The sequence below is a fragment of the Kribbella sp. NPDC002412 genome (assembly GCF_053592935.1).
On the sequence record NZ_JBSFBL010000060.1, the window covers coordinates 1 to 14,079 of the forward strand.

Below are 14,079 nucleotides of genomic sequence, written 5' to 3' on the forward strand. Positions count from 1 at the left end.
CTGCGCCTGCACGGTGACGTCGAGCGCGGTCGTCGGCTCGTCCGCGATCAGCAGCCGCGGCGACAACGCGAGCGCCATCGCGATCATCACCCGCTGCCGCATCCCGCCGGAGAACTGGTGCGGGTAGTCGTCCAGCCGCTTCGACGCCGCCGGGATCCCGACCCGCTTCATCAGGTCCAGCGCGGCCGCCCGGGCCTCCCGCCGGGACGCACCCCGGTGCCGCCGGAACATCTCCCCGATCTGCGCCCCGACCCGGAACACCGGGTTCAGCGAGCTCAGCGGGTCCTGGAACACCATCGCGATCTCGCGTCCACGCAGGCCCTTCGCCGTACCAGGTGCAAGGAGATCCCGGCCGTCGTACGAGACGGTCCCACCAACCACCCGGCCCGCGGGCCGCGGCACGATCCCCATCACGGCCTGCGCGGTGACGCTCTTTCCACTCCCTGACTCCCCCAGGAGCGCAACGGTTTCACCGGCAGCGACCTCGAAGGACGCACCGTCGACCGCCTTCACCACTCCGCCCGACGTGGCGAACTCGACCCGCAGGTCGCGGACACTCAGCAGACTCATCACAGACTCCTCAACCGCGGGTCGTAGCGGTCGCGCAACGCGTCGCCTAAGACGCCGAGCGAGACCACGAGGAAGGCGAGCGCGATCCCGGGGATGGTCGAGATCCACCACGCGTCGGCCAGGTAGTTGCGCCCGTTCGCGATCGTCACGCCCCAGCTCGGCGTACTGGCCGGCGTGCCCAGCCCGAGGAAGCTCAACGAGGCCTCGGCCAGGATCACGTGCCCGATCTCGACCGTCGCCACCACCAGCACCGGCGCGATGCACGCGGGCAGCACGCACCGCGAGATCAACCGCCACGTCCCCGCCCCCAGCGTCCGCGACGCGTCGACGAACTCGCGCCGCCGCGTCGCCAGCGCCTGACCCCGCGCCACCCGGGCGAACGTGACCCAGTTCGACACCGCGAGCACGATCACCACGTTCACCACCGAGGGACCGAGCAGCGCGGCGATGAAGATCGCCAGCAGGATCGAGGGGAACGCCAGCTGGATGTCGGCCAGCCGCATCAGCACACCGTCCAGCCAGCCGCCGAAGTACCCGGCCGCCAGCCCGACCGTCACGCCGATGGCGCCGGCCAGCACCAGCGTCGCCAGCCCGACCGCGATCGAGATCCTTGCCCCCTGCAACATCTGGGCGAGCAGGTCCTGGCCGACCTGGTCGGTGCCGAAGATCGCGAACGACCCGTCGGACAGCCGGCTGAACGGCGACCGCAACCGGTCGGCCGTCCGGGTGTCGACCGGGTTGTACCGGACCAGCCACGGCCCGATGATCGCGGCCACGACGTACACCGCGATCACCGCGAGACCGAACCGGATCCGCGCCGAGCCGGCCCGGGTACGGCGCCGGCTGCGCACGACCGGGAGCGTCGCTGTCGTCACGTCGACCGCCACTTCAGTCACCCTCCAGACGGACCCGCGGGTCCAGGAAGCCGTAGAGCAGGTCCACGAGCAGATTGATCACCACGAAGATGGTTGCCACCAGCAAGATCGAGGCCTGGACGACGCCGTAGTCGCGACGCCCGATCGAGTCGATCAGCAGCCGCCCGACGCCGGGCCAGGCGAACACGGTCTCGACGATCACGGTCCCGCCGAGCAAGGCGCCGAACTGCAGGCCGACCACGGTCACGATCGGGATCAGCGCGTTGCGCAGAGCGTGGACGAGGATCACGATCCCCTCGCCGAGCCCCTTGGCCCGCGCGGTCTGCACGTAGCCCTCGTGCACGACCTCGAGCAGGCCGCTACGGGTGAGCCGCACCAGGATCGCCAGGAAGGGCAGCGCCAGCGTGATCGTCGGCAGCACGAGGTGCGACCACGTCCCCGAGCCCGCGCTCGGGAACATGTGCAGACCCCGCGCGAACACCAGGATCAGCACGATCCCGAGCCAGAACGACGGCGTCGACTGCCCCATCAGCGAGAAGACGGAGATCGACCGATCCACCCAGCTGTGCGCTCGCAGCGCCGCGATCACACCGAGCGGCAGCCCGATCAGCAGCGACAGCAGCAGCGCGGTGGTGGCCAGCTGGATCGTGGCCGGAACCCGTTGCAGGACAAGGCTCATCGAGTCCGCGTTCAGCCGGAACGACTGCCCGAAGTCCAGGTGCACGACGTTCGCCAGGTACGTCGCGTACTGCTGGATCAGCGAGTGGTCGAGCCCGAGCTGTGCCCGCAGCGCGTCCACCTGAGCCTGGTCCGCGTCGGGCCCGAGCATGATGTACGCCGGGTCGCCGGGGACCAGTCGCAGGACGACGAAGATGATCGTCACCGCGCCCCACAGCACGAACAGCGAGAAGAACACCCGCCGGACGACGTACGCCCCCATCAGACGCCGCTCCGCAGTACCGACACCACGCGCCGTACCTCCTCGATCGAACCGGCCTGGATCAGCTCCGCACCGAGCGCACCCGCGCACCGCCCCGCGTTGTCCAGCACCGGTACGGCGACCATCCGCGGCAGGGACGCCACCGGCCGGGCGTTGTGCGCGAAGCCACTCACCCGGACGCGCTGCAACGCGTCGAGCAGATCCGGTGTGCCGGTGACCTGGTCAGTAGGAAGCGCGGACAAGTAGGCGCGACCGAGGGCGCTCTGCCGGAGCGACACGGCGTGCCCCGGCTGGACGGGGAAAGTGCCGGGCGACCCGCCGGCGCCGCCGAGCCCGCCACTGTGCGAGCCACCGGCGCCTGCGACCGCGGCGACCTGCAGCACCGTCCCCGCGCTCTTCGGCAGCGGCTTCGCGAGGACGACCAGTCGGCCAAGGCGGCCGCCGAGGTCGGCCAACGACGATCCGGTACGGCGTTCCGTCGTACGTCGCAACGCCGCCAGCCCGTCGACGGCGGTGTACCGGTGGTCGTCGACGCGGTTGGCCAGGCCGTGTTCGCAGAACGTGGCGAGGATCCGGTGCACGGTGCTCTTGTGCAGGCCCACGGTGACGGCCAGCTCGGTCACGCCGTACGCCCGGTCTTCGCGGTTCAGCTCGGCCAGCACGGTCAGGGCGCGGCTCAGCGACTGCATGGCGACCTCGTTTCAGGCGGAAAGCAAGGAGCCACCGTGAACGTTAACGGTAGCGTTAATGCACCGTAGAAGCGTGTTATTTACGTGTCAATAGACCGGCGTTGCTCAGGGCGAAACGGCCGATTGACGGCCAATTCCCGTGAACGTTAACTTCACAGACCATCCACCTCATCCGCCCTGGGAGGCTTTGCGTGACGACATCCGACGTGCGCGCCGCGCTGCTGGCCGCCGATCCCCGTCTGTCCAAGTTCTCGCCGTTGCCGCGCATCCTGGCGTTCGACGAGTTCGACAGCGGGACGCACGGCTGGTGCGAGTTGCTCGGCAACTACAACGGCCGCGGCGACCTCAGCACGGTCGACGACCACATGCGCGACTTCCGGCCGCCACAGCTGTCGGCCTGCAACTTCTTCGACATCGGCACCCACGGCGCCCTCAGCGGCACCTACGCGCTGAAGCTCGCCACCCGGCCGCACAAGGGCCACACCGCGGTGGCCATCCGCCGGCTCACGATGAGCGGCCGCGGCCTGGTGCAGCTGGAGACGTACTTCGCGTTCAAGTCCGAGGCGACCCTCGGCGGCGGCGCCGAGCTGGACAGCTTCGGCGACGTGCAGTGGGACGGCAACACCCACCCGTCCGAGGCGCAGTTCGGCGCGTTCACCGTCGCGACCGACCTGTGCGGTGACGGCGGCCTGCGCTACCACACGGTCGCGCGGTACCAGAACACCGACATGGACAACCACTTCACCCGGCAGTGGGTGGCGCCGATGGTCCCCGAGCCGACGCCGCGCGAGCACTTCGAGGGCAAGGTGAAGCTCGAGTACGCCGCCGACTTCACCGCGCCGAACCCGGAGGACTGGAAGCCGTTCGGCGAGCCGCAGGAGCTCTGCTACAACGAGGTCCCGACCAAGGTGAACTGGCACTACCTGCGCTGGCTGGTCGACACCGACAAGCGCCGCAACGTGGAGCTCCAGGTCAACGACCGGGTGATGGACATGCGCGACGTGCCGGTGCCGCCGTACGAGGAGCGCTACGAGACGCTGGAGAACCTGCTGAACTTCTACTTCTCGGTGCGCACCCACTCCCAGGTCCGGAACTTCCTGTTCCTCGACTCCGTCCTCATCTCGGTTGATTGGTAGGCCCATGCGACAGTCCATGACGGCGGTGCTGGAACGCGACACCACCTTCGAGAACCGGTTCGCCACCGAGCCGTACGAGGTCGCCTGGGCCGGCGAGGCTCGCTGGTTCGTCCAGCACGTCGGCGGCGAGGGTACGGCGACCTACGTCACCCAGGTCTCACCGGACGGCATCACCTGGTGCGACCTGGACGACTTCGAGCACGTGGTCGAGCCAGGCGAGCTGATCAGCTGGCCGGTCACCGGCTTCGGCCACTGGCTGCGGCTGCGCGCTAAGGTCGAGGGCTCCGTCCAGGTGCGGATCCACCTGGCCGTGAAGGCTTAAGGTCGTACTGGGGGTTAGCGGATGACAGAGGCGCGGCGGGCGACGTTGCGGGACATCGCGACGGCTCTCGGGCTGTCGGTGAACACGGTGTCGCGCGCGCTCGGCGACAAGGACAGCGTCAGTGCGAAGACGCGCGCGGCCGTGCAGGCCGAGGCGGCCCGGATCGGCTACGTGCCGAACACGCTGGCCCGGTCGCTCGTGCTCGGCTCGGCCATGACGCTCGGCCTCGTCATCACCAACCCCTCCAACCCGTTCTACGCGCAGCTGATCAGCAGCATCGAGCTCCGGGTCCGCGCCCAGGGGTACTCGCTGCTGCTGCTCGTCACCGACGAGTCAGCCGAGAACGAGCAGCGCGCCACCGAGGCGTTGCTGCGGTCCGCGGTCGACGGCGCCGTGGTCGTGCCGGTGCAAGCCGAGTGGGACCACTGGCGCCGGGTCCGCGACACCGGCATCCCGCTGGTGTTCGTCAACCGTGACGTGCCCGAGCTCGACTGCGACATGGTCGGGGTCGACAACGAGCGCGGCGCCTACGAGGCGACCAGCCATCTGATCGCGGGCGGCGCCCGCCGGCTGCTCGTGCTGGAGGAGGACCTGCCGATCACCACCACGGCTGACCGGGTGGCCGGCTTCCGCCGCGCGATGGCCGACGCCGGCCTGAAGGTCGCCGATGACATGATCCGGGCCGTCCCGACCAAGCGCTACGACTCGCTCGCCCTCCCCTGGCAGCCGGAAGAGGCGTACCGCTTCGCCCAGACCCTCCTGAGTGATGGTCATCCGGACGCGATCGTGACCGGCAACGACTACTTCGCCCTCGGCCTCCTCCGCCTGCTGGCCGAGCACGGTCTCGCCGTCCCCGACGACGTCGCGATCACCGGGTACGGCGACCACCCGTACGCGGCCTACCTGCAAACACCCCTCACCACCGTCCGCCTCCCCGCCGCCGAGGTCGGCACCACAGCCGTCGACCTGCTCATGCAGAGGCTGAAGAGCGGCGGCTCCGAACGGCCGCGGAAGACGCTGATCCGGCCGGAGCTCGTCGTACGGGCGTCTTCTAGTCTGACTCCAGCCAGGCTCTGACCGACTCGTTGTGCTCGCCCAATCGTGGCGGCGGCAGGTTGGTCTCCCGGGCACCGGCGTACGGCTGGTCGTCGAAGCGCAGCGGCGGGCCGGGCAGCTGGATCTTGCCGAGCGTCGGGTGCTCGACATCGATCAGCAGGCCCTGCGACAGCGTCTGCTCCCACTCGTAGACCTGCTGGAAGTCACGCACCTTCCCGGCCGGAATCCCCTTCTCCGCAAGCCTTTCCAGCCACACGTCCGCCGACTCGGTGGCGAAGGCGGCCTCGATCGAGGCCGTGAGCTCGGACCGGTGCGCGACCCTGGATGCGTTCACCGCGAACCGCTCGTCCGCCGGGTCCAGCCCGACGATCGGCGCGAACGTCCGCCACTGGCCCTCACTGCCGACCGCGACCTGGACGATGTCGTCCTTGGTCCGGTACAGCCCGTACGGCGCGATCTGGGCATGGTGGTTGCCGACCCGCTCGGGCAGTTCGCCCGCGACCGTCCACTTCGTCCCGTGGAACGCGTGCACCCCGACCACCGAGGCCAGCAGACTGGTCCGGACCACGCGACCCTTGCCGGTGATCGACCGCTCGTGCAACGCGGCCAGCGCACCGTAGGCGCCGTACATCCCGGCCAGCAGGTCCGCGATCGGCACGCCGACCTTCGTCGGCTCGGTCGCGCCGGTGATGCTCATCAGGCCACCCTCGCCCTGCGCGATCTGGTCGTACCCGGCCCGGCCGCCGTCCGGCCCGTCGTGGCCGAACCCGGTGATCGACAGGATCACCAGACCTGGGTTGAGCTCGTGCAGCCGCTCGGTCGAGAACCCGAGCCGGTCCAGCACCCCGGGCCGGAAGTTCTCGATCAGCACGTCGGCCCGCCGGACCAGCTTGGTCAGGAAGTCCTTGCCGTCGTCCGACTTCAGGTCGGCCGTCACCGACTCCTTGTTCCGGTTGGCCGACAGATAGTACGTCGACTCGCCCTCGACGAACGGCGGTCCCCAGCCCCGGCTGTCGTCACCGCCCGCAGGGGTCTCCACCTTGATGACCCGCGCGCCGAGATCACCCAGCATCATCGCGGCGTGCGGCCCGGCCAGCGCCCGGGTCAGATCGACGACCACCACATCAGACAGGAGATTCTGCACGCCGTCACCCTAGGCGAGTCCCGCCCGCCCGGCTGTGACGCGGTTCTCGCTGTGTTGAACCGATCCGGGTTCTGATACGTGTACCGAGTGAGGGAGCCTCATTCCAGGAGGGGAACCATGTCAGCACGTACGAGCATCGTCGCAACAGCCACCATCCTCGCGGCCGCGGGACTCGGCCTCCCGAGCGCGGCCGCGGCGCCCGCGATACCGCTGAGCGGCGGTCAGGAGACCCAAGCCGCCGATCCGGACGGCCACGGCTTCTTCACCTACACCCTGGAAGGGACGACATTCTGCTGGACTCTGAGCTGGCAGGACATCGAAACGCCGACCGCCGCGCACGTGCACGTCGGAGCCCGCCATGTGGCCTTCGCCGGAAACATCGTCATCGACCTGAACGCCGACGGAGTCCCCGGCCCCGACACATCCGGCTGCCGGACCATCTCGGCCGACCTGGCCGCCGCGATCAGCGCCGATCCGAAGAACTACTACGTCAACGTGCACAACGCGACCTACCCGGCCGGCGCCATCCGTGGCCAGCTGAAGTAACCGTTCAGTCAGCCGCCCCGCCGACGGGTGCCTCTGATGGACAGGTCGTAGGTCGCCTGGACGGAGAAACCGCCCTCAGGACAAACGCCAGGATCGCACTGATCGTTCGCGTGAGCACAGCGCACCTGCGCCGGGTCACCTCCAGGGCTTGACCTTGCGGACCAAGGACGCGAGGCGGTGGGTGACGTCGCGGGGGCGTTCCTGCATCAGCATGTGGCCGGCGCCCGGGTACATCCACAGGCGCGCGGTGGGGAGCTCTGCCGCCATCCGGTTGGCGTGCCGCGGTGGCAGCAGGCGGTCGCGGGTGCCGTGCATGATCTCGACCGGGAGCTCGGCAAGCACCTTGAGCGCGTGACCGCGATCGTGCTGCAGGATCGACTCGAAGAAGCCGCCGTACGACGGTCCCGGCACGACGGCCAGATCCGCCAGAAACAGGTCCACCTCGGCGGGATCCACCTTCTTGCCGAACACCATCTGGCGGAGCGCCGGCCGCTGCAACCGAGCGGCGGCCAACTCGAACGCCCGCCGGCTCCGCGCCGCGGTGACCTGAGCCGCGCGGAGCGCCTTGCGCTCGACCCGCGCACCGACGAGGTTCACCGCCCGCGGCGCGAAGGCCACGGCGGCCGTGTCGAACCGCTTGGGGATGCCCAACGCTCCAGAGGAGGCCTGGCCGGACGTCGTACTGACCAACGCCGCGGCCTTGATCCGGGAGCCGAACACCTCGGGGCGCTGGTCCGCGAGCTCCATCAACGTCATCCCGCCCATCGAATGACCGGCGTACACGACCGGGCCATCGCCGACCACCGTGTCCAGCACGGTCATGAGGTCGTCGGCCAGCTGCTCGATCCGCGTCGACCCGACCGGCGCCGCGTCCGACCGGCCGTGACCGCGGTGGTCGTAGGTGACCACGCGTACGGCGTCCTTCCCGAGGATCTGTGGAAGCGCCTCGACCTGGTTGTGCCAGGACCGCGTCGAGCAAGTCCAGCCGTGGACGAGCAGGACCGTCACCGGCGCGTCCTCCGGTCCGGTCGTCTCGACGTTCAGCCTGAGCCCGTCGGTCGTGGTCACGTCCGACCGTTCCGCCTGGATCGTCACGCAGTCTCCCGTTCCCGTTCGCCGGCCGCGAGGTGGGCGGAGCGCAGGCGGCCACCGCGGGCGCCCCGTCCGACCAGCCAGGCGATCCCGGCGATCTCCAGCAGGCCGACCACGCCGAGCAGGGCGTAGCCGCCGTTCCACATCCATCGTGGCACGTCCGTTCGTTCCTCGCGCCGCAACACCTGCTGCTCGTCGATGAACTCGACGGTCTGGCCGTCCGAGACCTGCACGGCCGGCTTCTCGATCGCGGCGTCCGCCGGCGCGTACACCCACATCGACACCAGGTCGCGCTGCCCCTGGTGCAGCCGGATCATCGACTTCCACTTGCCGTACATCGGCAACGCGTCCGTCGACCGGTAGGTGCCGTCAGCAACCTTCGTCATCCGGTGCGTGACGAACCCGCCGCCCTGCCACGCCATCGCCTCGAACCAGCGCGCACCCTCGGCGGCGTCGGCCGGCTCCAGCTCGACCGTGACGTACGCCGTCGGCTCGGCCCCCGTGGCCACCCGCTCCAACGACACGGTCGCGGACACACCCGGATCAGCCGACCGCGGCACGCAGAAGAACACAGTCCCCAGGACGACGGCCAGCCCGACGGCCCCGAGTTGATGCGTACGGCGGACCGCGGCCGGGCGCACGTTCCGGATCCCCGTCGCATGCTCTTCGCCGGCGACTTCGGCGTACCGGGTGGCGAGCCAAGCTCCGACCATCCCGGCTCCGATGCCGGCCGCCACGCCGTACCCGATCGCGGACGGGAGCATCGACGACGGCCACGGGATCGGCATCCAGACGTGGCTCCAGGTGTACTCCGCGACCACGCCGACCGAGCCGATCAAGGCGCCGGCGACGATCCCGAGGCGGAAGCGGTTCTTGTTGCCCAGGGCAAGCGCGACGGCCTCGACCAGGACCGCCTCGACGATCAGCAGCGGGAAGTGACCGAGAATGCCGCCGAGCGGCTGGTCCACCGCCCAGGCGATCCCGCCGCGGATGACAAGGTAGACCGCCAGCGCGGCGAACGTCGTACCCGGGCCGCGCCGGGCGCGCAGCACAGTGAACGCGAGCGCGGCGCCGAAGGCGATCAGGATCGGGTGCAGGATCAGCGGGAACTGCGGCACGCCGTAGTTGAACTCGGTGCTGAACAGGTCCCACGCGATCAGCAGCGCGCCGACCGAGACGAGCTCCTGGAAAAGGCGGCGCTTGTTCGGCCCCATCAACTGCTCGACCTCGGCGATGGCCAGCAGGCGGGCGAAGATCGACAGCACGACGCCGCCGATCATCAGCAGGTGCGTCGGGCCCCACAGCGTGACGTCCTCGCCGAACAGCCGGTGCCAGACGTCGTCCATCGGAAAACCGACCAGGGCGAACGTGCCGCACACGGTGACCAGCGCGGCGCTGCACGGGATCCGCCAGCCCTTGGTCAGCCTCAGTGTGCGGGCCGGCAGCGGCTTGCGGGCGAGCGCGATCGGCAGTACGCCGGACACGATCACGCCGAGGATGCCGAAGAAGATCGGGTAGTGCGCCGGTGTGCCGAACGGGCCGGTGTCGCGGCCGCGGGCGATGTGCACCGCGATGTCCCACCACACGCCGAAGGCACAGGCGAGCAGCGAGATCGCGTGCAGGTACGGCGTCAGCGCGGCCCATCGGGGGACTCCGTCCAGTCTCCCGATGGTGTCCGCAAGCCGTCCTACCAGCGTGACGCGTCCGGTCCGTTCCCGCCACAGCAGGACGGCGAGTGCGACGTACAGCAACGAGACGAGTCCGGTGACGATCGCGATCTGGTCGAACGTCGCCGTACCGGTGGTCGCCAACGGGATCGCCATCAGGGGTGCTCCTTCACATTGGCTATGCACCATGCTCGATGTTACATCTCCTATGTAACGTCGAGTCTGGAAGACTGTCAAGCGTGGAAGCACGAGACGAGGAGCTCACCGTCGACCAGCTCGCCGCCAAGGTGGGCATGACGGTCCGCAACGTGCGGGCGTACGCCGGACGGGGCCTGATCCCGCCACCCCGGCTGGTCGGCCGGACCGGATACTACGGCGCCGACCACGTGGCGCGGTTGACGCTGGTCCGCGAGCTGCTCGGCAAGGGCTACACGCTGGCCGCAGTCGAGCGGATGATGAGCGAGCTGCCGGACGGCGCGCTCGCGCTGGGCGTGTTCGAGACGCTGGTGAACCCGTGGACCCCGGCGGAGCCTGAGGTGCTGGACGAGTTCCAGCTGGCCGAGCGCGCGGGCGTGCCGCACGACCCCGCGGTGATCGCGCGGCTGGTCGAGCTCGGGATCGCCGAGCGCCAGGAGGACGGCCGGCTCCGGATCCCGAACCCGGACCTGCTCCGCACCGGGCTCGAGGTGATCAAGCTCGGCGTCCCGATGCAGGCGATCTTCGACATGCTGCCGAAGCTGTTCACCCAGGCCGACGCGGTCGCCAAGATCTACGTCGAGCTGTTCCGCAGCACCGTGTGGCGCGAGTTCGCCGACGCCGGCCTGCCCGCCGAGGGCTGGCCGGAGATCCAGCGCACGCTCGAGAACATCATCCCGCTGGCCGGCCAGGCCCTGGTCGCCGCGTTCCGCGAGGCGATGGCCCGCGAGATCGAGGTCGTCGCCTACGAAGAGCTGGGACTCGACCCCAAATCGGCCCTCCCCTCCACCGGGTAGCGCGAGTACGCTCGAAGTGCTTGAGGGGTGTGCGGTATGGGGGAGCTTCGGGTTGCGGGGGTCATGAATCGCACCGTGGCAGCGGTGCGACGGGAGACCGTGTTCAAGGACGTTGTCTGTGCGTTGCTGGCCAGTGACGCTGGGGCAGTGCCGGTGGTGGACGACGGCCATCCTGTCGGTCTGGTGACCGGCGAGGCTCTGGTCGCGAAGCTGGAGTTCCACGGCGGCAACGACGCACGGCCGCTCCTGGGCGGCGCCAAGGCACGCGCTCGTTGGCATCAGGCCGCAGCCCGAACAGCGGGCGAGCTGATGCAGCCCGCTCCGGCGGTCTATAGCGACACGCCGATCGGCCGAGCAGCAGCCCAGCTGGCCGCGTCGACGCAGCCCCTGCTCTGCGTCGTCGACCAGGACATGCGGCTGATCGGCGTACTGACCGCGCGTGAGCTGCTCAGCGTCTACCAACGATCCGACCAAAGCCTGGCAGCCGAGATCCAGGAGCTGCTCCTGCCACACACCCAACGTCCCGCCCGGACCCCGGCCCCGGTCACCATCCAGGTCGACCACGGCGTCGTCGTCCTGGACGGGTCCCTAACCTTCCGCAGCCGCGCCGAACACGCCGGCTACGCCGTCGCCCACCTCCCCGGCGTGGTCGCCGTCCACAACAACCTCACCTACGACCTGGACGACCTCGCCATCACCGGCTTCTGAGCACGGGCAACGGACACCGTCTTCGGCGGCGACAGATCTTTTGAGCCGCAACCGACCACACACACCCACGCGATCGGCGCGGAACAAATGCATGCACGCCCGTCGCGGACAGCGACACCAATGGCGGTGCGTTCGTCGTACGCACACGACGGACACCGAGTGCGAGTCATGGCAACCAGCTCAAGGCGGTGTCCATTCGGTTGTCCGAAGAACGTCACCCTCACCGATCACCTCCAACGACAACTTGGCTCAGCGAGCCGCCGAAGGTTGCCGGCTTCAGCCTGCCTCGGGAGTTGTGAGCGCGGATGCGAGATCGGTGTGGATGAAGTCCTGCCCCTTGAACAGCAATGGTTCGCCCGCATCTTTGGCCAGTGCGTAGGCGAAGCAATCGCCGAAGTTGAGTCCAGCCGGATGACCACTGCCCTTGCCGAAGTCGCGATATGCCTCTCGTGCTGTACGGGCCTGCGCCTCGGTGACCGGCTCGACCAGAATCTCCGCGGCGGCGACGAGCTCATCGAACCGGCGGCTCACCACCGGGTCCCTAGCACTGTCCATCACGACTGCCGCCTCCAGGAAGTTGGCCGCCGAAATCCGCCGCGAGGGAGCAGCTTCGATCGCTTGGGCGAAGTCAGCCGCATCCGGCTCCGCCCGCAGGATCGCGATCAGTGCGGAGGTGTCGATGATCACCGAGGCAGCCCGCTCTCGTCGTACAGCAGGTCTCCATGCTCCGCGGTGCGCAAGGACTCAGGCAGACGATGGGCTGTGTCTGCACCGATCGCCAGCAACCGATCGGCGAGGCCGGCACCGCGAAGACGCCGCACCCGGGCAAGACGTTCCCGAACCGCGGTGTCCACCGCAGCCGTCTGGGACTGTCCCGTCAGGCGCGCCAGCTCACGCACAAGCTGATGCGTGTCCTCGTTCTTGATGTTCAGACTCATCGATCCACCTTTCTACCCTGCCAGGGTAGCATTCTACCCCCGAGCAGGTCCGGCGTTGCGCTCTCCTACGCCGCCGCCTCAGCGCGCTGCCGAAGGCGACCAAAGACAACCGCGGCCGCAGGCCGTTGCCGGCGCCACGTCCCCGTCGCCGAACACCTCCGACAACAAACCCGGCTCGGCGCCGCCGGATGCGGCCACAAGAACAGCCGCGGCCGAAGACCGCGTCCTTGCCATCTACCCCTTTGTCGTCGTGTCTTACCTAGCCGCAAACGATTGCATTAGGATGTTTGGCATGATCGCCGCTGCGTTGACCACGCCCTTTGACCGGTCTGAAGCTGTCGATCTCGGGGGTGCGCGGGCGTTGGTCGAGCATGTGATCGGGGGTGGGGTGCCGGCGGTGTTCGTGGCGGGGACCAACGGGGAGTTCCCGGCGCTGGACGATGGTGAGCGGCTCGAGGTGATCTCGGCTGCCCTGGAGGTGGCTGGTCCGTCGCGGGTGATCGCTCATGTCGGGGCGGCGACGACCCGGCAGGCGGTCCGGTTGACGGCCGAGGCGCGGCGGCGGGGAGCCGAGCGGCTGGCGGTCATCACGCCGTACTTCGTCCCGGCTGGGCCCGAGCGGGTTGTCGAGCACTTCGAGCGCTGCGCCGCGGCGGCGGACGGTGCGGACGTGTATGTCTATGTGTTCACGGCGCTGGCGGGGACGGTCGTGCCGCCGTCGTTGCTGACCAGGATCGCGACGATCGACGGCATCGTCGGTGTGAAGGTCAGCGGCGCCGGGACGGACGTCGTACGGGCATATGCGCAAGCGACTCCGCCCGGATTCGAGGTCTGGTCGGGCAACGACGCCGAGCTCCCCGAGGTCATGGTTGCCGGCGGCACCGGAATCGTGTCCGGCAACGCCGGTGCACTCCCCGCGCTGTTCGCCCAACTGCTCACCGGCTACGCCGCCCAGCCAGCCGTGCAATCAGCGGTGAAGACGGTCGACGGCAGTATCGCGAACATCAAGCACCTGCTGGACCTCCAGGGCCTCCCCGGCGGACGCTGCCGGATGGCGATCGACCCACCGGATGCCGACCGCCGTACGGCGTTGGCTCGGCTACTGGTTTGACGCGTCCTCCGGCCGACGGCGGCTCCGGAACAGGAGGAAGGTTCCGCCGGCGACGATCACCACGATGACCGCCGCACCGATCACGACCCAGATCGTGCCGGTGTAGTCGTCCGGGTCCGCGTCCTGGGCGCCCGGCGGGTTCGGGTTCGGCGACTCGGTCGAGCCGAGCGTCGGACTCGGCGTCGGGTCGGCGACCGGCTGCGCCGCCGCGCTCACCGGCATCACCATCAGCAGGAGCCCGAGCAGAACCGTACTCAGCACTTTGGCTCTCATGCCCGCCCGGTGCCCATCGG

Annotated in this window: 17 protein-coding genes; 7 read left to right on the plus strand and 10 right to left on the minus strand. The window is 69.3% G+C overall.

Going from position 1 to position 14,079, the window contains the following annotated elements:
• From ACWCOV_RS34475 to ACWCOV_RS34490, 4 genes are all read right to left on the minus strand, one after another.
• The coding region (locus tag ACWCOV_RS34475) for an ABC transporter ATP-binding protein (RefSeq protein WP_449833551.1) at positions 1–570 on the minus strand (570 nt) is incomplete at its 3' end.
• The gene (locus tag ACWCOV_RS34480) at positions 570–1,457 is read right to left on the minus strand and encodes an ABC transporter permease (protein ID WP_449833552.1); all 888 of its coding nucleotides are present in this window, start codon (positions 1,455–1,457) and stop codon (positions 570–572) included. The genes ACWCOV_RS34480 and ACWCOV_RS34475, both read right to left, overlap by 1 nt.
• 1 nt (position 1,458) lies before the next feature.
• Positions 1,459–2,385 carry a nickel ABC transporter permease gene (gene nikB / locus ACWCOV_RS34485; protein WP_449833553.1) on the minus strand — a complete coding sequence of 309 codons (927 nt, stop codon included), beginning with the start codon at positions 2,383–2,385 and terminating at the stop codon, positions 1,459–1,461.
• Positions 2,385–3,074: a helix-turn-helix domain-containing protein gene (locus ACWCOV_RS34490; protein ID WP_449833554.1), complete on the minus strand. Its 690-nt coding sequence runs from the start codon at positions 3,072–3,074 to the stop codon at positions 2,385–2,387. The genes nikB and ACWCOV_RS34490 overlap by 1 nt, the downstream gene beginning before the upstream one ends.
• 191 nt (positions 3,075–3,265) lie before the next feature.
• Between ACWCOV_RS34490 and ACWCOV_RS34495 the strand changes: the two genes are divergently transcribed.
• Genes ACWCOV_RS34495 through ACWCOV_RS34505 form a run of 3 tightly spaced genes read left to right on the plus strand, consistent with a single transcriptional unit; the run spans position 3,266 to position 5,609 of the window.
• Positions 3,266–4,210: a DUF6772 family protein gene (locus tag ACWCOV_RS34495; RefSeq protein WP_449833555.1), complete on the plus strand. Its 945-nt coding sequence runs from the start codon at positions 3,266–3,268 to the stop codon at positions 4,208–4,210.
• A gap of 4 nt (positions 4,211–4,214) precedes the next feature.
• The gene (locus ACWCOV_RS34500; protein WP_449833556.1) at positions 4,215–4,532 is read left to right on the plus strand and encodes a hypothetical protein; all 318 of its coding nucleotides are present in this window, start codon (positions 4,215–4,217) and stop codon (positions 4,530–4,532) included.
• Positions 4,533–4,553: 21 nt separating this feature from the next.
• Positions 4,554–5,609 (plus strand): LacI family DNA-binding transcriptional regulator, encoded by a 1,056-nt coding sequence (locus ACWCOV_RS34505; protein WP_449833557.1) that lies wholly within the window; start codon positions 4,554–4,556, stop codon positions 5,607–5,609.
• Here ACWCOV_RS34505 and ACWCOV_RS34510 read toward each other — a convergent pair.
• The gene (locus ACWCOV_RS34510) at positions 5,584–6,732 is read right to left on the minus strand and encodes a CaiB/BaiF CoA transferase family protein (RefSeq protein ID WP_449833558.1); all 1,149 of its coding nucleotides are present in this window, start codon (positions 6,730–6,732) and stop codon (positions 5,584–5,586) included. The two genes, ACWCOV_RS34505 and ACWCOV_RS34510, sit on opposite strands and share 26 nt — an antisense overlap.
• A gap of 117 nt (positions 6,733–6,849) precedes the next feature.
• Here ACWCOV_RS34510 and ACWCOV_RS34515 point away from each other — a divergent pair, with 117 nt between their 5' ends.
• A complete protein-coding gene (locus ACWCOV_RS34515; RefSeq protein WP_449833559.1) occupies positions 6,850–7,278 on the plus strand; it encodes a CHRD domain-containing protein in 429 nt (142 codons plus the stop codon).
• A gap of 135 nt (positions 7,279–7,413) precedes the next feature.
• On the opposite strand, the gene ACWCOV_RS34520 is transcribed toward ACWCOV_RS34515, so the two are convergent.
• The gene (locus ACWCOV_RS34520) at positions 7,414–8,373 is read right to left on the minus strand and encodes an alpha/beta fold hydrolase (RefSeq protein ID WP_449833560.1); all 960 of its coding nucleotides are present in this window, start codon (positions 8,371–8,373) and stop codon (positions 7,414–7,416) included.
• A complete protein-coding gene (locus ACWCOV_RS34525) occupies positions 8,370–10,193 on the minus strand; it encodes a hypothetical protein (RefSeq protein WP_449833561.1) in 1,824 nt (607 codons plus the stop codon). The genes ACWCOV_RS34520 and ACWCOV_RS34525 overlap by 4 nt, the downstream gene beginning before the upstream one ends.
• 83 nt (positions 10,194–10,276) lie before the next feature.
• Between ACWCOV_RS34525 and ACWCOV_RS34530 the strand changes: the two genes are divergently transcribed.
• Complete coding sequence (locus tag ACWCOV_RS34530; RefSeq protein WP_449833562.1) at positions 10,277–11,029, plus strand: MerR family transcriptional regulator; 753 nt, start codon at positions 10,277–10,279, stop codon at positions 11,027–11,029.
• 63 nt (positions 11,030–11,092) lie between these two features.
• Positions 11,093–11,737: a CBS domain-containing protein gene (locus ACWCOV_RS34535; RefSeq protein WP_449833563.1), complete on the plus strand. Its 645-nt coding sequence runs from the start codon at positions 11,093–11,095 to the stop codon at positions 11,735–11,737.
• A gap of 276 nt (positions 11,738–12,013) precedes the next feature.
• Here ACWCOV_RS34535 and ACWCOV_RS34540 read toward each other — a convergent pair whose 3' ends face one another.
• Both ACWCOV_RS34540 and ACWCOV_RS34545 read right to left on the minus strand, forming a co-directional pair.
• On the minus strand, positions 12,014–12,424 hold the full coding sequence (locus ACWCOV_RS34540) for a type II toxin-antitoxin system VapC family toxin (RefSeq protein ID WP_449833564.1): 411 nt from the start codon (positions 12,422–12,424) through the stop codon (positions 12,014–12,016).
• Positions 12,421–12,675 carry a type II toxin-antitoxin system VapB family antitoxin gene (locus ACWCOV_RS34545; protein ID WP_449833565.1) on the minus strand — a complete coding sequence of 85 codons (255 nt, stop codon included), beginning with the start codon at positions 12,673–12,675 and terminating at the stop codon, positions 12,421–12,423. Before ACWCOV_RS34545 ends, ACWCOV_RS34540 begins: the two co-directional genes overlap by 4 nt.
• A 292-nt stretch (positions 12,676–12,967) precedes the next feature.
• On the opposite strand from ACWCOV_RS34545, the gene ACWCOV_RS34550 reads away from it, so the two are divergent.
• Entirely contained in the window at positions 12,968–13,786 is an 819-nt protein-coding gene (locus ACWCOV_RS34550) for a dihydrodipicolinate synthase family protein (RefSeq protein WP_449833566.1), read from the plus strand.
• Here the strand turns inward: ACWCOV_RS34550 and ACWCOV_RS34555 are convergent.
• Positions 13,775–14,059 carry a hypothetical protein gene (locus tag ACWCOV_RS34555; RefSeq protein WP_449833567.1) on the minus strand — a complete coding sequence of 95 codons (285 nt, stop codon included), beginning with the start codon at positions 14,057–14,059 and terminating at the stop codon, positions 13,775–13,777. The genes ACWCOV_RS34550 and ACWCOV_RS34555 overlap by 12 nt on opposite strands.
• Between the last annotated feature and the right edge of the window lie 20 nt (positions 14,060–14,079).